General features: G+C 60.6%; 11 protein-coding genes and 1 pseudogene. 4 read left to right on the top strand and 8 right to left on the bottom strand.

Features of this window, described 5'->3' with window-relative positions; genetic code table 11:
• Positions 1–57 precede the first annotated feature (57 nt).
• From ACT53O_RS15195 to ACT53O_RS15215, 5 genes are all read right to left on the bottom strand, one after another.
• Positions 58–270 carry a hypothetical protein gene (locus ACT53O_RS15195; protein WP_476153401.1) on the bottom strand — a complete coding sequence of 71 codons (213 nt, stop codon included), beginning with the start codon at positions 268–270 and terminating at the stop codon, positions 58–60.
• Positions 271–514: 244 nt separating this feature from the next.
• Positions 515–1,051 carry a DUF937 domain-containing protein gene (locus tag ACT53O_RS15200; protein WP_476153403.1) on the bottom strand — a complete coding sequence of 179 codons (537 nt, stop codon included), beginning with the start codon at positions 1,049–1,051 and terminating at the stop codon, positions 515–517.
• 23 nt (positions 1,052–1,074) lie between these two features.
• Entirely contained in the window at positions 1,075–1,554 is a 480-nt protein-coding gene (locus tag ACT53O_RS15205) for a hypothetical protein (RefSeq protein WP_476153405.1), read from the bottom strand.
• 575 nt (positions 1,555–2,129) lie between these two features.
• The gene (locus tag ACT53O_RS15210; protein WP_476153407.1) at positions 2,130–3,596 is read right to left on the bottom strand and encodes a response regulator transcription factor; all 1,467 of its coding nucleotides are present in this window, start codon (positions 3,594–3,596) and stop codon (positions 2,130–2,132) included.
• 178 nt (positions 3,597–3,774) lie between these two features.
• Positions 3,775–5,157 (bottom strand): helix-turn-helix transcriptional regulator, encoded by a 1,383-nt coding sequence (locus ACT53O_RS15215; protein WP_476153409.1) that lies wholly within the window; start codon positions 5,155–5,157, stop codon positions 3,775–3,777.
• 1,329 nt (positions 5,158–6,486) lie between these two features.
• Between ACT53O_RS15215 and ACT53O_RS15220 the strand changes: the two genes are divergently transcribed.
• Positions 6,487–8,928, top strand: a complete 2,442-nt coding sequence (locus tag ACT53O_RS15220; protein ID WP_476153411.1) for a helix-turn-helix transcriptional regulator — start codon at positions 6,487–6,489, stop codon at positions 8,926–8,928.
• A gap of 1,942 nt (positions 8,929–10,870) precedes the next feature.
• On the opposite strand, the gene ACT53O_RS15225 is transcribed toward ACT53O_RS15220, so the two are convergent.
• Positions 10,871–12,256, bottom strand: a complete 1,386-nt coding sequence (locus ACT53O_RS15225) for a peptidoglycan DD-metalloendopeptidase family protein (protein ID WP_476153413.1) — start codon at positions 12,254–12,256, stop codon at positions 10,871–10,873.
• Positions 12,257–12,318: 62 nt separating this feature from the next.
• Positions 12,319–13,506: a non-hydrolyzing UDP-N-acetylglucosamine 2-epimerase gene (gene wecB, locus ACT53O_RS15230; RefSeq protein ID WP_476153415.1), complete on the bottom strand. Its 1,188-nt coding sequence runs from the start codon at positions 13,504–13,506 to the stop codon at positions 12,319–12,321.
• Between the two features lie 527 nt (positions 13,507–14,033).
• Here wecB and ACT53O_RS15235 point away from each other — a divergent pair.
• The gene (locus tag ACT53O_RS15235) at positions 14,034–15,143 is read left to right on the top strand and encodes a UDP-N-acetylglucosamine 2-epimerase (protein ID WP_476153417.1); all 1,110 of its coding nucleotides are present in this window, start codon (positions 14,034–14,036) and stop codon (positions 15,141–15,143) included.
• Between the two features lie 25 nt (positions 15,144–15,168).
• On the opposite strand, the gene ACT53O_RS15240 is transcribed toward ACT53O_RS15235, so the two are convergent.
• Positions 15,169–15,630 carry a hypothetical protein gene (locus ACT53O_RS15240; RefSeq protein ID WP_476153419.1) on the bottom strand — a complete coding sequence of 154 codons (462 nt, stop codon included), beginning with the start codon at positions 15,628–15,630 and terminating at the stop codon, positions 15,169–15,171.
• Positions 15,631–18,288: 2,658 nt separating this feature from the next.
• Here ACT53O_RS15240 and ACT53O_RS15245 point away from each other — a divergent pair.
• Positions 18,289–19,151 (top strand): annotated as a pseudogene (locus ACT53O_RS15245) (IS5 family transposase).
• 999 nt (positions 19,152–20,150) lie between these two features.
• Complete coding sequence (locus tag ACT53O_RS15250; RefSeq protein ID WP_476153421.1) at positions 20,151–20,924, top strand: ParA family protein; 774 nt, start codon at positions 20,151–20,153, stop codon at positions 20,922–20,924.
• Positions 20,925–21,237: the final 313 nt, after the last annotated feature.

Raw genomic sequence — 21,237 nt, forward strand, 5'->3', positions numbered from 1 at the left:
CGAATGCGCAGCGAGGGGGCGGAGCTCACTGGCTCCACCCCCTCACCCGATCGCTATTCAGCCTCCGATCGAGCCGTCAATCCGATCACGAACTTCATCGACCTTGTCGTCGATCTGGTCCGGCGCGATCTTCTTGACGAACCCAGCGGCAGCATCAAGAACGCCGTCACTGACTTCCTCAACCTTGTCGGAGTGCACGACATCTTCGATCTTCTTGGTGCTGTTCTCAAGGAACTGCTTTCCCTGGTTCACAAGATCATCCAACCCCATGGCGATTCCCTTCTCTCATCGTTTCAACGCTGAAGCGTTTGATGAAATGTAGAATTTGTGGGCACTGATGGGCATCGAAAAAGGCTCATGCAGTGGGCATAGCGGCGAAAGAATATTTTCTGCAGCTACACCGGTTGCTCGTCGGCCGACCTGACCAGCGACGAGTCCACTCGGAGCAGGGCGCGAAGAAATCGGTCATGGAGGAAATACCCTCGATGTCGACGGAGCCAATGTGCACGCGTTACTACGTGTTCTTCCGTCCACCCAGCAGTGCTGTGAGCCCAGACATAAGGCCGCCGATCCCTGCCTGATTTGAGGAGCTTGCACCGCCGAGCAAGCTCCCGAGGATTGCGCCCACACCGTTCTGCGCAGAGGCTCCCGTGCCCGGCGCAGTCTTCTGGGCCAGGAAGCCCATCACGATGGGTGCAAGTACGGGCAACGCGTTCCCGATAATCTCTCCGAGTCCGCCGCCACTGTTTTGATCGATCGTCTTAACGACCTGATGCTCTGATTCGCCGAACACGTGGCGGACGATCTTCTTACCGTCGGCAACATCTACCTGTTTCAGGTCTACGCCGTCTGCCCCAATTTTCCCTGCATGACCAGCGAGCGCTTTCTCCAGAAGGTGGGCACCCCCGGCCTCCGCGTTCGCCTTCATACCTCCAAGCAAAGCGGGCACTGTCTGGCTCACCACGCCAGCAGCTGTTGCTTCGTCGACCCCAAGTCTCTGCGCCAGGTCACTGATCGGAATCTGTGCGATCAGCTCTTCAATGCTTGCCATTTTCTCTCCCTTGTCGTGCCGAATCACTCGGCGGGCGTCGGCGCGGCCGAAGTCAGGCTCGCCTTGATGGTATTTACGTCAGTGGCGGTGTAGCCGCAGTACAAAGTTGCCTCTTCTGCCCACCGCTGGGTGAGGCGCAGCTTTCCTGCCGCGTGCGCATCCGCAACTGATCCTTCATAGATTGTCGCGTCTTGCGATTCTTTATTTACGTCAGGAACCGCGGCACAAACGTGGAAAACGCTTCCAGCTTTCGTCCAGTACACAACATCCTTTCCGGTCAATTTCTGGACGATGTTCTGTTCTTCTGCATACTGCTCAGTGGACGGCGGAGCAAAGTCGACTCCGAAGAAAATGGCAGCTGCTCCCACGGCGATTCCGATCGCTCCTGCGATGGATTTCTGCCTTCCAGTCATGTTCTTATTGCTGAATATGAGGATGACGAGTGGGAGAAATGCGACAACAGCAATAATTGCCCCCAGCTGATTCTGGACGAAGAAGCGCACGGCGTCATTCTGCGACGCGGGGTCTAGCTGGTTTGCCCGCTTCCACAAGAATGACCCAGTAATGGCGAAAGCCCCCGCTATGACCAGAAGTGCGATCAGGGCCTCAAACCGAGGGGGCTGCTGCCTCAGCGCCCAGAAGATGCCAATGGCCTCGCAAGCGATGGCTCCTGCCCACAGGCTCCCGGCAACCCACCGTAGATTGGTTGCGCGGCGCCTGGCTTCGGGAGATGGTCTCCACGAGGCAGGGGCACTGGCGGTCGCCTCGGCGTTGGCCGACGAGGCGGAGGAATCTACCCGACGGATTGACTTCTTTCCGGAGGTTTCGTTCATTAGTGCTCCTCGAAGTTCAGTTCAGCCCTTGCCAGCTGGAGGCTGGTCAAGTCGCGCTGCAAACTTTCGACGATGTCGTGAACCATGGGTCTGTCATTGGCTTCACTATGGGCACGCCCCTGCTTCGTTGCTGAATAGCTCGCGTAGATATTGGGGCATGTCTGTAGCTACAAGGTTCGGGGCTCCCCCCATGGGCACGTTCAATGCCATGAGGCCGCATCACGCCGCGGCCTCATGGCGAAGGCTCAACGCTTCATTGGGCGGTCGTCACCCGGATCCGTAACCGGCCGCCGATCGTAGAACCCCTCTCGCTCGAGCGTGTCTACTGCTTCGAGACGAGAAGAAACGCCGAGTTTCGAATACAACGTTCGCAGGTGGGTCTTGACCGTGTTCCGCGACACGAAAGCTTCCGCCGCCAGTTGATCCACGCTCGTCGCTGCTCGTAGGCGCCACGCGATGTCCCGCTCTCGTCGTGTCAAGGCTGGCAAGCGGGATATGCGCTGCTGAGAGACCGGGGGAACACGGGTTAGCTGGGCAAGCATGTGATTCAGGAGATCCGAATCCGCGGGGTGGGTCGACCGGTGATCGTCTATAAATTGAGCGAGGAGATCTTTGGGTAGAGTCAGGAGTGGAGTGGACGAACCAGATGCGCTGATCGCAGCTACTGCATCTGCGAAAGCGGTTTCCGCGAAGCCACGGTCACCCAGGGCCTGATGCGCCAGAGCTCGGCGCAGTAGAATCGGCGCTCGGGTCCGGAGGCAATGTTTAGGGCCCATCGCTATGCATGAGCTTGTCGTCCGCAAGGCAGCTCTCGCGTCACCGATGGCGAGGTAGGCGGAAGCACGTTGCATATCGAAGCACAACGTGTGCTCCGCCGTGGGGACTGCATCATCGAGCACGTTGAGCGCACGGTGGGGCTCACCGCGGAGCAGGTATGCATCCGCGATAATTCCAAGCGCGAAACCCCGGTTCATGGGTGGTACTCGGTCGTCAGCCATACCCGACACCGCGGCTTGGGCGATAGCGATTGCTTGCCCCGGCTGGCCCTGGATGAGAGCGATCATGCTCTCTGCGATGATGGCAGTCGAGCCGAACCGTGGATCTTCATCGTGTTGTCGGAGCGATTCCGACAACACTGCGAGCGTTTCCGCGTTGAGATCAGCCGAGGCGAGAAATAGCTCCCCGACGAGAAGGCCATAGGCAGACGCGCTGAGGCTCCACTCACGATCTTCGGCGATCGAATGGGCGAGGGCGCTAGCCGCAGCTGAGGCCGCGTATTCCCCGTTGGCTCCCGTCGCGGCGCATAGGAGCGCGGCTGCTCGGTATCCGGCGCGTGCATCTGAGGAGGCATTGGCGGCTAGCGTCGCCCGGTGAGCGAAGGTCGCCCCTTCTCTTGCGTGCCCCCGTCCCAAGGCCTCTTCGGACATCGCTGCCCAGAACAGACTGCGATCCAAAGCCGACGCCTCGCCCTCCCGTTCGGCGACGCTGCGGAGAGAGAAATGAGCTAGTTCGGCGGCTCGTGGGCGGTCGCCCGCCGTCAGCTGCGCGATCAGCATCCCCGCAACCGCTAGCGGTCGGCGGCTTGGATCGATGCTGGCGAGCCACTGCGTCGCCAGGTGGCGGACCTGATCGAGCTCTCGAGCTGAGGGAGCGCCCTCGCCGGGAAGTACCGAGAGCGCCACAGCTACGACAGCATCGAACGCATCCGCCATGAGATTTGCTGGGGCAGGGTGGACCATCAATCTTCCAGTTCGGGGGCTAGAGGAAAAGACAAGTTAGGACCGCATGGCGTTCGGCTTCAACCAAGACTTCGGGCAGCACAGCCTTAGAGGCTTGGGGGTGGTAAGACACTATGACTCGGAGTGTGGAATGCAACCTTTTTCGATGCTTTCAAATCAGGCCCCACTCGACCGCTATGCTCAACACGTGCGAACGGGAGTTCGCGCCCAGCTTCTTGTACAGACCGCGAAGTTGGCTCTTAACTGTGTTGGGGGAAACGCCCAGTTCCCGAGCGATCTCGTGGATTGGCGCGCTGCTCCTCAAATGAGCCAGCACAACGCGCTCCCTGCGGGTTAGCGTTGGGACCGTTAATGCCCGGCGACTGAGCGGTTGAACAGCTCGCAGCCAGTCGCGCGCGCCTTCATCGCCCAGCAGATGTAGAAGTTGCAGGTCTGACGGGTCGATGAGCTTCCATGGACCCCTGAGGTCGTTTCTCCTACTTAGCTGCACTGCTGTACGCAAATGTTCGTTCGCTAACTCAGGGGCCTCCCGGCGTGTCGCAGCGATGGCAGCAATCAGAGACATTTCCACGGTAGTGCGGACGCCCTGAACACCCGAACTCAGCCGCCGCGCAGCCACAGCCTCGGCTTGAAGATTGCGGCCCGTAGCCAGCAGTGAACGCCCTAGGGCAGCATTCAGTGCGTCTCCTGGAAAAGGAGCAGACTCGATCAGCGTCAAGGCAGAGAATGGCTGACGGTGCAGTATGAGCAAGTCCGCTTGGGTGGCGCGCAACAGGTCGCTTAGGTGCGGAGACAGGGGTAATAGCGCCGCACGTGCAACCGACTCCCTAATGATCGATCCGACGTCGGTCGCGCTGCCTGACATCGCACGGCTGATCTCTTTCAGTGCGACCACCAAGGGCCAGTACTCGGATCCGGACGCGTTGCGGTCCAACCAAAGACCTGCGGCGGATGCTGTTGCGAGATCGTTGTTCTCGATCGCGATCGCGAGTCGCGCGAGGTAGTGCGCCGGTCGGGACTCTGCTCCCGATTCTTCGCTGCGCCTGAGATAGTCCTTTGCAGCAGCCACTCGTCCGTCAAGGAACGCCAACACTGCGGCTACGCCGCATGCCCCGGCGGGATCCCCCTCTGGGTGAAAATCACCGAGAAGCTTCTCAATTACCTCCACGGCATCGAGTTGGCGGCGCATATGCAAGTGGGCAAGCGCGGCAGCTACAGCGGCGGCTGGGTCTGATGCCAGCGCAATCTCCGCCGCTCGGCCAAATTGGCCCAGCCTTCTCCGGACCGTCGCCTCCAGTAATGCCATGGCAGCGGGCGGCCCAATCGGCCCATGCGCCGCAAGATCGCGAAGCTGGGACGTCAGCCGTCGAATCAGGGAAGGAGACAACGACCTCTCGAGCGCGTCTAGCGCCAGCTGAGCTGCGACGACAGTGTTCCCCGAAATCGCCTGCGGTGGGATTAGAGACAGCGCGGAATCGACGTACTCAAGATGAAGCGTCCCCTCACGGTAGGCGATCGCTTCAAGAGCCTCCACAGCGGAAGTCCAAGAGCCCGTTAAAGTGGCGATCTGGAGGCCGACCCTCGGAGAATGATTAGTCACGGCTTGAGCTAATTCTTGACCGTTAACGACGTTCAGCGGGGACGGGAGGCGACTCAAGTAGTAGTACGCAGATTGTCGCGCAGCCGGAGAAACATAAAAGCATCCTCCTCCCGAACTTAAGCTCGAACGCCCCAACCCGCGTCGTTCAAGCTCCGCCAGAGTCCACTTTTCCGCTGTGTAAGGCACAACTGCACTTAGTAAGGACGCCGTTAGCGGCTCCCGCTGTGTCAACAACGTGAGCAAAATGGGGTCCCTTGCTTCTTCGGTCAGTGTAATTGGGGGCACATCCCGCTGAAGCCAATCCAACAGATCGTCCACATCGCGAGGACCTCCCACCGAAAGAGCATGGATGCGGGCGAATGTCGCTGCCGCCTGAATCCAGGATGGCCATCCATGTAGCGCCTCGCTAACGCGCCCCGCATCTGAGAGATTCATCTCGAGCCCGTTCGCTAGAAAGACCTGCCGCGTCGCCGCGTCGTCCATCAACAGCACCGAAGGAGGCATCACTGCGGTGTCGTACCGGGTCGCGTACTCGATATCCTCGAAACGGCTCGCCGTCCGCGTACTGACTACAAGCGTGAGCCTAGGGTGCCGGTCCAATGCATCACATAAGTGCCCATGGGCTGCCGTCGATAACCTCGCCGCATCAACGATTAGCACTGGCGCTTCCAGCCCGGTGAGATCAGGAAGCAGAAGACCGGCAACCTCGTCGCAGATCGCACTCCGAATAGGGCGCTGCCCCGTCCTTAGCTCGCGTTCGAGCTGCGACAAGAGGACAGACTTCCCCGCTCCGCGAGCGGCCCTCAAGATCACAACCCGGCACTCGAGCGCGTCTTTCAGCCACTCCATACAGTCCGGCCGATCAACCCAGAAGCGACCTCCCCCGGTCGTTAGCGGGCGTTGACCCGCCTCAGGCGAACGTGACACAGTCGGCCCACCCCCGTTATTGCAATGATCCCCACTAGCTGGAAGCCGCGAACGCTAGCTAACTTAGCTAGTTTCTTCCTAAGCGCTCCCTGTGGCCGACTCCCCTCCCTCTTATAACCCTGCGGTAGCGAAAAATTCACCCCGTGGACCGCGAGATCTTCGATTATCAGGGTTGCGGGTGAGGAGAAGTGCTGTCGCCGGCTCAGTGGGGTGAATCAATGGGTGTTTTTTGGGCCCGCCACGGGCGAATCGACGTCTGCGTCGCCTGCTGCGACTGTGTGAAGTTGCTTTCCTTTTCCTGGAAGTGGCACCGGGAAAAGAACTTGGGAGGCGACGGTGACGTCGTATCAGCGCGCGGAAGTAGTACGTCTTCTCGGATCGCTCCGAACAGCGGAAGTTATTGAGCTGCGCGGCACCTGGACCATCAACCCCTCGCAACTTACGAGGCCGCTGGTCACCGCACTCGACGAAGTGGGGTACGCGCCCACGCTGATTAGCGCGCGCAGAGAACTGGCGGGATCAAACTTCGCTGCTCTGCGGTTCGCGCTTGCCGAGCTGTTTAGGGGCGGCCCAGAACCACGGGATATTCTCGATCGTTTGACGGCTCACATCGCCTCAGATAACCATCCAGTTCTCATTATTGAGAACGTTGATCACCTTGATGCGTATAGCCAGCATGCGATTATTGAGGTTCTCCGGAGGACGAGCTGCCGGGCGATTGTCTGGCAATCAGGCGCTCCTGGAGGGGCCTCACGCCTCCTGGGGGGCCTCCTGGTTCAACGCTTTGACCTCCGCCGCCCCAGCTTGACGGAGTTTGAAGATGCCATTCGCCAGAACGCCTCCAGTTATATCGGCCACGACGCGATAGCTGAGCTATTCGTCTACACGGGTGGTCACATACCGATAGCGAGAGCTTTGTCTGACACAGTCGGACATCTAAGCCACGGATCGGCACAACCCGGTATTTCTCATGTCACGCCTGGAAGTGACCGCTCCGCGATCATCGCAGCGCTCGTAGACCAGTCCCTAGCGCATCTCAACGAGACAGAGCTGTCGTGCCTTCGCGCGGCGGTTCAACCCGTCTCCCCTGGTGAACTCATCGCTCAGTTCGGTGTTTCTGCTGTGAGCTATCTGTTGTCAGCAGACCTGCTGGTTAACACGGTGGGGGAAGACGGCATCCTCACCCAAACAATGCCCCGCGCCGTGGCCGAGCATATTGGAGATCGGATCGACGCACCTCGCGCCAAAGAGATCGATCACAACGATGCTCCACGATCGCTCTCTAATCTCGTATGGCGCTATGAAGCCCAAGCGGAACGGGCGTGGGTCGAAGCTCGCGCGCTGCACGCTAAGAGCCCAACACCCACTAATGCTCTCAGAGCAATCGAAGCCGCGTGGCGCTTTCGTCACTCCGACATAGCACCGGAGAACATGAGTCTCCCAACAGAGATCCAGCAGCAAGACGATACCAGCGACGACGCATTCGCGTTCACTCTTGCCTACGCCTTATGGAAGTTCTGGAGCGATGGAACTGCAGACGACGCGGGCGAAGTTCTCCGACGCTTTGCGTCCTCCGCTTCCCCCCGAGATGCCGACGAAGCACGACTTCACGCACGCCTCCTCGAAGCCAAGGACGGCGAACTTTCCCTCTCCACGCTGACATGGGTGAGAGAAGTAGCGAAGCGGTCTACTTTCCCGCAGATGCGCGAGATCACCAGGCTAGCCGTCGCGGAGCTGATACTCGACGCTGGGCATCCGCAAGAAGCTCTCGATATCGTCGGCTCCATCCCACCAGCTACATCGATAGCAGTTCCTCTCTGGGGGCGAATTCGAGTCCTAGCTATGCTCGCGACCGGATATCTCGGAGAAGCTCGGGGCTTCGTTGAACAGTGGCTCGAAGAATGCGATCCCGCAAATGCGGACCTGACACTGACGGCCTACGGAATGAGCGCAGCTGTCCAAATAGCGTCAGGAGAATGGGAGGAAGCTGCTCGGACGGTAGCTTGCCTCCAACTCGCCGGACCCGCGTCCCTCTGGACGGTATCTGCGCTTCGATCAACCCGGTGGCCTGACACATCTAGTGTCGTTTCAGCTTCAGCTTCACGTCGGCCGCCTGCTGTAGACCCGGTGACGGCTGCCGTTGTTGGTCGAATCAACGAAAGAGCATCCACCGCCGAAGTAGCTGGCACCCTCATAGAGCACGCTCGACGCGCGCGACTTGAGGGTCGAAAGACCGCAGCAATTCTCATGGCTTCACTTGCTCTCGCATGGGATCCGCTGGGGGACTCATACTCTGATGCGAGCCGGCTCCTCGTCGAGCTTGATAAGGCGGTGGCTCACAATCTCGTCGGCTTCGTAACCGCATTGCGCCAGGATGAGGCCAGCCACGCTCAGCCCCCCACCGGAGCATGGGCATACATCAAGGTAATCGCGCTCGTGCAAGCCGCTGCAGCCAAGCCCGGGGAAGCCGGGAAGACCTGGCTATCTCATGCCGGAGAAGCCCGTGAAGCTCTGGGGCTCCACCTCCCGCCGCGCTTCGAGGAACGCAGGTCAGCGAACGAGGCCAAGCTTTCAGTGCGCGAGCGAGAAGTTGCCGCGCTAGGAGATCAACTCTCGAACGCCGCGATAGCTCAGAGGCTCGGCATCTCTAAACGAACAGTCGACCACCACATTTCCAATGCCCTTAGAAAGACAACGGCCACCAACCGGCACGAGCTAGCGGAGATCGTACGGCGCCAAATCGACCTAGCGCTGGAACCGATGCAATCACTCAGATAATCGAAACTCGGGTCCTTCCGAGCTGCTGATCGAGCTATCCACTCAATCGGTTATTCTCGTTTCCGGCAGCGCTGCGCGAAGAGGATTCATGCCCTGTGTCGCTGTTGCGGTGAGGGTTTTCATATCGTCCGGGCTGGTTTGGTCTGCGCGGGTGAGCGTGGGTGTCAAGTCATCGCCATGGGAGCAGGCGTTCGACGACGGGGACCATCGGTCCGCGTTGAGGACATGCCCGCCCTGGCGAGCTTGTTTTGTGGTTGATCTGGCGGGCGAGTTCGCAGGCTACGTCACTGATGGCGGCAGCGAGGTGGTGGTTGTGGATCAATCCTGTGACGTTCAGGTCTTCGATGACGAGTAGGTCGTGGGTCTTGACCCGCAGGTTCGACACCTGGTGAATGAAGTAATGGCGGCGGGCACGAATCCGCTCATGCTGACGGCGACAGTGTCGCGACGGCCGCCCTCAGGTTTGCAGAGCCTTGGACGTTACGGGACACGGCCTTCTGCACCGGTGTCCAGTTGCGCCTCCTGGAGAGCTTTGGCGGCCTCGTCGATGCGGAGGTTTGAGGTCCGGAAGTGGGTTTCTCACAACCGCGGATAGTTGTTCGACAGGCATTAGAGAGATCATGGTCAAGGGACGGTTCGCTGCCGCATAAATCGTGCCGTCGGGTTGATACCAGCTCGGCGCCATATCGATAGGTAAAAGTTGACGGATTGTCGGACAACATTGGGCAGCAAGAACCCAGCCGCGACCAATGAGCCACACCGACGGGCAAAAGCATGCCGGCCCCTATGAGACGCGCACGTCCAGATGGTCATCGGTAGTCGTTTCCCTGGGGACGACGAAGATGCGACGAACCGACAGCGATCGGCGCCCTGCGCCGCGCCTTGGTTCGCCGATCACGACGATTACCGTTGACCGCACCTACCTACGGCCTGACGAGAACTTACTCAATCAAGAGTGAGCTCGTACCTCTCCCCCAAGTTTCCTCGCCTGGACCTGGCTCCACCTCTCCGAAGGCATTTACCTGCGCACCGCCGTGGCGGCGCCTCCGGTTCTCGTCGTTAGCAAGCCGGCATCGGAGCCTCGGGGCATGCGAGGAAGGACTAGGTGCGCACCTTCGACGTAATTCGCGACCATGTCACCAATACGAGGGTTTATCCTCCCCGCGATGATCACCCTCCTGGAAGACCCGACGCTTCCACGGGCCACCTCAGCAATGTCCCACAGCAGCGGGGGATCCGTATGGTCTACGAAAGCTGTTCCTCGGGGCATGAGCTCCAGGGACTCTCTCAAGACCGATACCGAAGGAGAGCTCAAGTGGCACCACGAGGACTCTCGTTGAATAACGTCCAAGACGGCAAGAGTTCGGAGATCAGAGCTTCCCCCACTGATGATGACAATTCGCGTTCCGTCGTCGAAGACTTCTCTCAGGCGCTCCCGCGCCAGATGCATAGTCCATTCGGTGCACACGGCCGCTTGCCTCTGGAGATTGTCCATGCTTTCCTTCCGACGGCACCGTCTAGATGCGACTTCGCTGTGCTCCCGGACTAATGGAGGACTTAACCAGACTTCAACCGCTAACGCGGTCCACCATTTCTGCGCTTGGAAATGTCCGGGCTGCGCCATGTTCTGTATATGGCGCATCACCCGGCCCACGTCGACGGCGTTGAGGTGAGTAGCATTGCCTGTGCCGCTACGCCCGGACTCGATAAAGTTACGAGGATCGACCTGCCAATGCGTACGCAATTCTTGAAACTTAGGCATCGGGACGCATGAGTTCCATGTAGGCCGATTTCGACCGGAAGCTTGCGGAAATCTGATCCTTTTTGATGCGAAGAAGTTCTCACGAGGGACGTCACGCCGTCATTGATCATGCAAGGAACGGTCCGCTTGTATATCGGATTCGCCAGGGACACCTGTGCTCTTCTGGCGTTGCTGTGCTCGTCAGTAGACGTTGATGCCGTGGTCGAGGAGTACGGGTGCCGGGTCGATGCGCACGCCCTGCCAGTAGACCTCGAAGTGGAGGTGGCAGCCGGTCGATGCTCCCGTGTTGCCGACGTACGCGATGACATCGCCCGCGTTGACCCATTGGCCATGCCTGACGTTGTAGCCACCGTTGACGATGTGGGCGTAGCCGGTGACGATGCCGCCGCCGTGGTCGACCTTGACGTAGTTGCCCCAGCCGTCGCCCCAGCCGGCGTAGACGACCCGGCCCGAGGTGACTGCATAGATCGGGGACCAGCAGGCGGTCGCGAAGTCGATGCCGCGGTGGCCCGTGACGCAGCCTCCTGCACCGCAGATAGTGCCGCGGTTACCGAACCACGAGCTGATGTAGCCGGATGCCGGGCGCACCCACCCGTCAGTGCCGACGGAACCGCCGCCTCCGCCACCGCCGCCGTTTCCGGCATTCGCGGCAGCTTCGGCTTCGGCCTGCTTGCGACGTTCTTCTTCGAGGGCAGCCTGCCGGGCTTCTTCGGCCTTGCGCGCGGCCTCGACGCCGGCCTGGTAGTCGGCGACGGTCTTGGCGGTCTGGTCCTGGAGTGCGGCGAGCTGCGCCTGGAGGGTGCCGAGGTTCTTGTCCTGCTCGGCGAGGGCGGCCTGGGCGGCGGTGGCGGCATCCTGCGCGGCCTGCATCTTCTGCTGAGCTTCCTTCTGCAGGCGGTCGCGCTCGTCGCGGGCCACCTTGGCCTTGTCGCTGAGGCTCTGGGCGTTGTTGCGGGCGCTGATCGCGTCGGCGTAGACGCCGCGGTTAGCCGCGACCAGCCGGTCCATCGTGCCAAGCTTGGCGAGCAGATCGTCGACACTGGCCGCAGATCCGGAGAAGAAGAGCTCCATCGACGGGTCGCTGCCGCCGGCACGGTACTGCTGAGCGGCGAGACGTCCCATCTTTTTGGCCGCTTCTGCGGCGCGGGCCGATTCGGCGTCAGCCTGACTCTGCAGAATAGTGGCTTGGTCAGCGGCCTGCTCGAAGGCCTCCTGAGCGGCGAGGTACTCGCTCGCGAGCCGCTGAGCCTCGGCCTGCTTCGCCTCGACGTCAGCTTGCAGCGCGGCGATGAGGCCCTGGATGCGGGTGACCTGGTTGGCCTTGGCCGCTTCGTTGTTCTTGGCGCTCTGTACGTCGTCCCACGAGGGGTAGTCGGCAGCGAACGCGGACGGACTGAACCGCAGACCGAAGGCGCTCACGGCCCCCAGGGTGAGGACTCCCAGACCGGCGAGGCCCAGGGCGGATCGGCGGCTCATCGGGCCGCGCAGGCCCGCGATCTCTGTGGCGGTCGGCGCGCAGCCGCAGTCTTCCGCCGAAGAGGCTCTCTCGGCCTGTTGGGTCTTCATCTTTCAATCCGTTCTATGTATGTGAGGGCGGTTGATTCCGGGCGCACTGACCTTGGCATCTATTAGGAGATAGGTGGGCCAGCGGTGGCGGGCGTCTCCATACCAATCGCAACGGCCTCTTCCGCAGAAGCACCCTGAGCCAGCGCATCGATAGCGTTTGCGATTCGAAGGCTGCTGCACTCGTCACCATATGGTGACGGCGTATTGGCTAGCGCGCGTATGTCGGTGGAGAGGAGGGCACGCTCGACAGCTGCGGTTATGCTCTGGTGCGGAGCGACCAGAGTCGAGAAGCCGGCGCGGACCGACTCCTCCCGCTCGGTACTGCGCCTGACAACTACCAGAGGTCTTTTCAGCACCGTGCACTCTTCCTGAATCCCGCCCGAGTCCGAGACCAGAATGCTCGCCCGTGTCGCCAGGGCAAGGAATTCTTCATGAGGCAATGGCGGAATGACAATGAGACCGTCCAGCAGGTGGCGGAGGTTGTGACGCGTGAGCGCAGCTTCGGTGCGAGGGTGCAGCAAGAGAACGCACGGCAGAGGAAGCTGGCGAAGGCTTCCTATGACGCGAACGAGGGCCTCACTATCGTCGGTATTCTCCGGGCGATGGATCGTGGCCAAAGCGAAGGGTTCGCTGGTTGGCAAATCGATCGAAGCTGCGTTCTGACCGCGGCGTAGCGCGGTAGCCGTCGCCTCAACAATTGTGTTTCCCGACAGCAAGATCCTGGCGCGCGGTACGCCCTCGCGCGTCAAGTTGTCGACGTTGTCTTCGGTCGCCGCGCAGTGAACATCAGCAACCACACCAGTCAGGATTCGATTGATCTCTTCAGGCATCCCTCGATCGAATGAACGAAGCCCTGCCTCCACGTGGATCAATGGCACTCCGACACTAGTCGCCGCAATTGCTGCAGCCGCAACCGTATTTGTGTCGCCCTGGACGACGACCACACGACTGCGACGCCGCTGAAACTTGCGCGCCAACTGGACAACCATGATCCCGATCTGCTCCGCACGCGACCGGCCCCCGATCCCACTTATGCGGACGTCGGGGGCTGGTAGTCCAGTTCCTTCGACGATAGCTCCCGACATTGCGTAGTCAAAGTGTTGCCCGGAGTCGATAAGAAGCGGCGCCTCCGCGAAGCGGTGAACGATGGGCGCGAGCTTGATTATCTCGGGCCGAGTCCCAAAAACAACCGCAACATCCTTACCTCCACGGGCGAGGGGTACTGATGGCACAGTGGGGTGCATATTCATGTTCTCTTCTTTTCAGGGAGAGCGGTGAGATTACGGTGGACAAGAAGTGCCACCATGACGAGTGAGCATGGCTGCTAAATCTTCTTCTTCTCGGGTTCGACTGAGCGTATGGGGCGACAGAAATAGGCAAGCATCACTTCGCATCTTCCGCGTGCACCCGGGCGATGACCCGATGTAGCCCATGCAGACTTGGGGCTGCAGCTCTTGGCACGCCCGCAAAGTACTTAGTCTCGGCGATTCGCGTTGGCTTGCTCTCCAGCTGAGGCGGCATGGTTGAGGATCACCAGCAAAACGCCAGTACATGGGTGCACCCAGATACACACCCCACATGTACTCATTGCAATCAGCAGACTTGCCTAATCTCCGAGAGATGCCTACGAGCACGTAGTGACGTTTCGAGGATAGTCCGTTACTAGTGCGCACTTCGCGGCGTAGTTCCACCTGCGGACGAGGACCTTTAAGGAATGTCAATGCACACCCCACTGTTCGATGCGACGCACTCTCCTACGCTGCGCGGAGGCTCACGGATGGTCTTTGTCTACGCCACTCCGGAGGAGCTAGCTAGGATTCAGCCAATCTTGACCAGATTTCTGGAACCTCCTTATCTCGTCGGCGCCCTCCCGCGGGTGAATGGATCGCATACGGAAGTTGGCGCTCTCCTCTCATCCCCGGCCATCATCCGCAGCGGGGGCTCCCAAGGGCCCGGCGAACAGCTGGCCACGTTGGTAAGCGAGCTGTCACTACTCCTCCGAAAGTTGAGTGCAGAGGTCCTCGTTACACAAGGAGCAACCGCGATGGCAGCTGCAGCTGCTATCGCGGCGAAGGCGCTAGACATCCCTGTTGTCACACTGCCTGAGCGTCGACCGACGCCAACTGGGGAAAGTAGGGAGGCGGAACTGTATCGGGATCTGATCGTTTTCAGCGCGCACGTGCACTGCGCGACTACCCGCACGGCGGCTGCACATCTTCTGCAGCAAGGGATTCACGCGGACAACATCGCGGTAACGGGAAACACGGCCACGGAAGCGACTTGGTCGAGCATCGCTACCGGCGGGGTCGCCACGGAGCGGGTGGCGAATATCGTCGCGACGCCATTCGTCCTAGCGACCTTGAGTGATGCCGCCGCGGAGGTTGGAAATCTGAAGAGAACGTGGAACGCGCTCACCGCGCTGGATGTGAAGAGCGTTCTCCATGTAACGAGAGCGGCTCGCAAAGCACTCCCTGAAGAAACCCTGCGAGCCGATAGCTCCACGGTCACAGTTCTGGACTCTATGTCTGAGCCGCTTCTTCTCCGGCTCGCGGCGCGTGCAAACCTCCTCGTGACAGACTCAGCAGATCTACAAGAAGAGTCCACCGTCCTCAAGAGAAGACTGCTTGTCCTCGCTCCCTCGAAGGTGCAGGAGGAAGCTGTGGGTGCTGGTTTCGTGCGACCGGTCAGCGTTACTGAAGACCTCAAAGAGGTCATAGAACATGAGATCGACCGAGCTGACCGGAATGCGCTGCTGGTAGGTACTCCTTCGCCGTTCAGCGACAAGTACAGCAGCGCCCGAATAGCTGCGATATGCCAGGAGCTAGCAGATAATGCTCGACTTCTTGGTGCGTCAGAGAGCTGGCATCAAGAAGCTGCTGTTCCATGAGCCGGGAGTGCTGAGCCCGCACCTTCTACTCCGCAAGGATGCTGATGCTCTCCCCGGTCCGGATTTCAAGGGTAATGCCATCGATTTCACGAGTATCCCAATTTGCTTCTGCGTGGGCCCGTCGCCACACGTCCTCCGCGGCTTCCGGTGAACACGAATCAGCCGTAAAAAAGTGACCGAAATTGATCGGGCATCTCGCGATAGCTATGCCTGCCGGCACATGCTCGATGTAGTTAAGTCCGATGCCGGTGACTTGAGTACGCACGCTGCGCGCATACTTCTGCTGGCTGAAACACAGCCCATAGAAGGTAACGTCGTTGCCGAGCCGAAGCGCGCTCAACAGCGCGTCATCGCGCGCCAAGCTCCAGTCGTCCAGTGCGCATGACTGCGCTCCCGCCTCGTCGGGATCGATTCGCGACGCATAACCGACCACGTATCGAGGGGTGACTATGTGCGGGGGGACAATGAGGCTCTGGGGGGAGATCATCCAGTCAATCCAAGCTTTCGTTCTGCCGACTTTCGCGACACCTATTGAGCACAGTGGGCATTTGCCGTTCCTTTCTTTGATGTTAGGAGTGCGATCAGCTCGACCCGTCCCGCTCTACGCCCACGACGGCTCCTGAATAGGCATCACCTACCCAGGGGTGGTGCTGCGCGCGGTAACGCCCCTGGCCGCCCTCCCGCCCTGGGCCCAACGTTGACCAGTCCCGACAAGGGAGAAGTACGTCGGCTCGAGCGGCTGGCATATACCCCGAGAACGCGGTGAGGGTGATTTTTCGTACCTTTGGGGGCTACTTCAGGTCACTGGCCATGCAGATTTGCCCTGCGGCTGCTCAAAATATGTCGAGGTTCTTTTGGAACCGATGGTGAGTTTCTTGCTCACCCCGAGGCTGAGAGATCGGGGGATCTCTCCTTGCGGTTGATGTTTTGCCCTCCCCCCGGGTGGTCACCGCATGCGTGGGGCGTTCCCCAGACGCCCCACGCCTCGGCTCTTTCCAAGGCCAGCGGAGGGAAGCCCTCTGCACACGTGCGCAGGTAGTGCCTAGGTAAGTAGTGCCGAATTAGCGTCATAGTTATGTGTATCAGCGCAGCTACTGAGGCTGTGAACACCCAAGGGGCGAACGTCGCACTAGTCGCCCTCAACATCTGGACCCTGCTTGGTTTTATCGGGGCTGCGGCGATGACGCTTTACGTCGTCATTTCGATCCACCGCAGTCGACGAGGCCCTAAGGGGTGAGAGAAACTGGTCGCCTGCCCAGGCCCGGTTCGGTTCGTTTTGAGGACTTCCGATTCGAGTGTTCACACGCAGTCGCTTCTGACCACGTCGACATGCTCTCACCTGATAGGTCGTGAACTAGTCGAGCTACGGTGCTCGTGACCCCGACCATGCGTTCTCTGCGACACTGGGTGAAGCAGTGCAATTGGTTGCGTCACCGTTTCATGGGTACGGGTACTGATGTGACTGCCGATGCGATCCCCATGCCCCTCTTCTCGGTTGTCTGGCTGGGCACCCTGAAGCCTGCCACTGCTGATGCGTACTGTTTCGGTGGTTGTGTCGCTGGGGGCGGTGGGGGCTGACGTCTTGGGAGTTGTGTAGGGGAAGTGTGGCGAGAGGTTCTACGTGGATGCCTAGTGCGTACAGGAGCGTTCTAGGTTGAGGATTGTTCGGGTCGTGCTGTCGGAGGCGGGTGCACCAATCGGTTCCGCACCCCTGCTAGCTCTCCCAAACTAGCTAGCAGTGTGGGAGCAGTGCTGACGCTCCCACGACCCGAACACTTGCAATCCCGGGGAACTCATCCGCGAGCAATTGGCCTACGCGGCCACCGGGTACACTTTCCTATACATCGATAGATATCGACCATCCTCCACGCAGCACCGGTATCTCAGTCGAGATTCCGCGACCTCGAAGCGCTTCGGAGTCCGTTCAGTACCTCCTTCGTTCGAGCTAGCGCTCACGACTGCGCAGGGGCTGGCACCGGTCATGCCCACTGCCCATGCCACCCTCTATGGTTCAAAAGTTCGGGTCGTGCTTTGATTCAGAGCCGCTGCTAGTCGATCGGGAGGCGGCAGCGCGGGAGCATTGCAGAGGCTCCCGCGGCCCGAACACCCAGCACGGCGGAGAAGGCTGTCTTCACCGTAACTTCGACAGCTCCGGTAGAAGCTGATCCGCATCGCCCCCCCTCTTTGGTTCGCGGTGTCGTTGGCCGATCTGATCCAGATTACGAGAGAAGTCACGACGGCTCCCCGCGTGGTCTCCGCGCTGGTGAGAGCACGGTGGGTTCCTCGTTCACGCCCAAACCGAGGCTGGGGGCTACACGCTTCCGGAGGCGTTCGCTTTTCCACCCGTAGGGCGGCGAGGATACTCGCCGCTGCGTTGCAGTCCCGGTCGTGCCAACTCCAGCACGTGGACCACATCCCAGTCCGTACCGAAAACCCACTCTGACCTCGTGATCCCGCCTGTGTTCCGCCGGACGAACACAGTCGCGTGGTTGAAACGAACCGGTCGATGGTGGTTTCGCGTGATCGTCGCAACATTCCTGAGAGCTTGGGGGCTGTATGGAAGGATCGAATCGAGGTGCGTCAGATCACGGATGACCAATACCACCCATTCCAACCGGCGGACCGTTCGGAGCCCGGGCATTGGAAAGGCGATCTCATCATCGGCAAGAGGCAGGGCTCCACGATCCGCACGCTCGTCGAACTCACGACCCACATGCGCCGACCGCGACACCCTCCACACAGCCATCCAGGAACGAATGAGCGACTTGCCATAGGCAAGGTACCGATAGATCATCAGGGACCAGGGCATCAACATGGCCAAAAACCGCACGATCGCCGCGGAGTTCGGCATTGAAGTCCTCTCCACCGACGCTCACTCGCCGTCACAACGCGGATCCGGCCAGAACACGAACAGACTGCCGCGTCAGTACTTCCCGAAGGCAACGACCCTCATGGCCCACAGCCCGGAGCATCGAAGAGCCGTCGCGAACGAACCCAACAGCAGGCCAAGATTCACCGGGCACTCCCCCGGCGAACGCAAATAGCCTCGATACTTCGGAGATCTTGGTGGCCCGGGCAATCAATGGCACGTCCGCAACTAGGACGTGTCTCCCAAATGGGTGGGTACTTCCGTGACGCCAGAGACGTGTCGCGGTTTCAGTTGCTTTCGGATGCTCCGTGGGATCTGATCGCTGGGCTCTTGCCCGGTCCTACCGGCCGTAAGGGCCGCCCCTGCTCTGACGCGCGAACTATGGTCGAGGCGATCGCGTATCGCTATCGGACCGGGATCGCTTGGCGGGATCTGCCCACGGTGTTCGGGCCGTGGCAGACGGTGTGGACGTGGCACCGTCGGATGGCCGGCGATGGAACCTGGGATCGCTTTCACGCCGCACTGCTGGCCTGCGCCGACGCGACCGGCAGGCTCGATTGGCCCGTCTCGGTGGACTCTAGGATCGCCCGCGCCCATCAGCACCCGACGAACATCACCCGGGTCACGGGCGGGTTCGTCGTACTACAACAATCCGCTGATCGAGCCGCCTAATCACGGGTTCGGCCGCTCCCGAGGCGACCTCTCGACCAAGCTGCACCACCTGGACGACGGTCACCGCCTGCCGCTGGTGATCGCCGTCACGCCGGGCCAGTCTGGGGACTCGCCCATGCTTATCCCGCTGCCCGAGCCGTTGCGTGCCGCCCGTCACGTAGGCCACCCCGGAACCCGGCCCGACCGGTCCGAGGCGACAAGGCATACGCATCCCGAGCAATCCGACAGCATCTGCGCGACCGCGGCATCCAAGCCGTCATCCCCCAGCCATCCGACCAGATCAGCCACCGTCTCCGACGCGGCTCACGCGGCGGACGACCCATCACTACAACCGCGACGACTACCGAGGCCGCAACGTCAAACGCCGCTTCGCCACCCTCACGCAACGGCGAGGCTTCGGCACCCGCTACGACAAACTCGCCACCGTCTACCGGTCAGCAGCCGTTCTCGACGCCGTCATCGCCTGAACACAACATCTAGGAGACACGCCCTAGGTGAGCGATGAACTGACCGGCCAAAGACTCGCACTGCTGGTTCAGCGCGTTCCATGCAAGCATCTGCGGAGAAGCCCGAGTGAAGCTTCTGGACAGAAGACCTACGGCCTCGCGGTGCAAGGATCACGCGACACATCCGGAGCTCGGTCGACTTCGGTAGCGCTGCATGGCTCTGCGCCATCTCGACCGATGTCGGCGCGATGAGACGTCGCGTCTCAACCGCCTTCCGCGCGTTGGCACACTTTCGCGCGACGCGGTCTTTGGACCCACGGGCTACAAAACGCTGGATCCAAGGTTCGTGACAGCAGTGAGATCTTACGCTGATGAGAACCTCAGCCTCGCGCTCTTCTCGGCACCGCTCAGGGCATCCGACATCACGCATGCGGATAGTTTTCGGTTGTCACACTCGCTCCCGAGGCGACGCAGCTCGGGTTTGGAGTTGTCTGGAGTCGCAGGATACTGCGATCGCGGCGTCCTGAACTGACGTGCAGTTGACGCACCATTCACGCTCCTACTAACTAACTAACTAGTTAGCCCGTTCGCTAGCTACCGCGCCCGGTGGCTAGATTGCCAGCTAGTAGACGAAGGCGCCCATGAGGAGTCGGGTGTCCAAGCTCGACCAATCCGCAGGTTGCCCCGACGGAACTGCGGCTCCTGTGCATACTCTCCCGCCGTCTAGCCGTCGAGCCGTCTAGCCCTCTAGTTTTCTAGCTGTCGCGCGCCTACTGCCAACTCTCCTGCTCCCCCTCTAGCACGTATCCTAGCGTTCTAGCTAGTGGGTCACCGGCTAAGTAACAGCCGACTGCTACTCCTGATGTGAACGGCACCGCACTGCGTTTTTCGGGACACGCCTGTCGCGGCCGGGTCGGCAGTGCGTCGCGCAGACAGCGTTGAGCGACGAAGCTGTTTGCCACTAAGGTTGTGATCTAGCTAGACGCCGCTCTAGGAAGCGAGAAGGTTTACTGCTTAGCTATGGAAAGTGTGATGGTGTACAGCGAAGCCGGCGGTGTGAGTAAGACGACAACGGCCGTATCCCTAGCTATGATCGCGGCCGAGACTGGTTACCGCACGGTGTTGATCGACCTGGACCCACGTGCCGCTTCTACAAAGTGGACGCGCATCGCGCCAGTGGGGGAGGGCTTGCACATCGGCGCCATTCTTGGAGCCAAAGAAGAACCGACCGGCTGGGCCGAGGACTTGGCGGTGCAGAGCCCGTGGAGTTCTCTCCTTCGGGTAATCCCTTCCGCGCGGGATCTCAGCAACCGGGAAGGTGAGCGTGAGGACTATGCCGAGCTTCGCCTGAAGACGTCTCTCGTCGGCCTGAATGCCGATGTTGTAGTGATCGACTGCGCAAATCGGCAAGGCGGGCCACTTACGTTGTCCGCTTTGCACGCTGCCAACAAGGTCCTGTACGCCGCCACAGCGTCGGATTCCGGCGTCGACGGCGTCACTGGCGCTCAACGCACAGTCGGCGCATTCCGCCGCAGTATGGCTCGAATGGGTCTTGCTGCGACGATCGAAGAGGTCGGTGTCGCCATGACTCGCGATGGAACAGGCTTCCTGTCCTACGCCGAGCAAGATGCAATCGACAAGGTGCGTGAATTGGCAACGATTATTGAGCCGATCGTGCCGCACCTCGCGATTGTGCCCGAAGTTCGAATGGCGGGCGAGTGGTATGGCAAGTACCGCAAAGGCGCCCCTATCCGTGATGCGTATGCCGACGTGATGCGAAAGGTGATCCGATGAACGCGTCCCAGCCCGACCGCCCGCCTCGCACCCGTCCGCGTCCCGCTCCCGACGCTGGTGTAGATCCGATTGATCTCGGAACACGTGTTGCAGGTACGTCGCCGCAGGTGGCCCAGGAGAAGGTAGGTAGTACCGAGAATGTTGCGGCAGGTTTCGAAGAACACGTGGGCCGAGCGCAGTCCTTTGTGAATTACGGCAGCGATGCTGGGTCCTTGGTACTCCCGCAGACCTACGGCGGGGGAGTCGAGGTGACTGTGCAACTTGCGACTCGCGTCAGCTTGGAGGTCAATAGTGTCCTCACCCGAGCGCAACA

Source organism: Microbacterium sp. DMC48 (assembly GCF_056313825.1).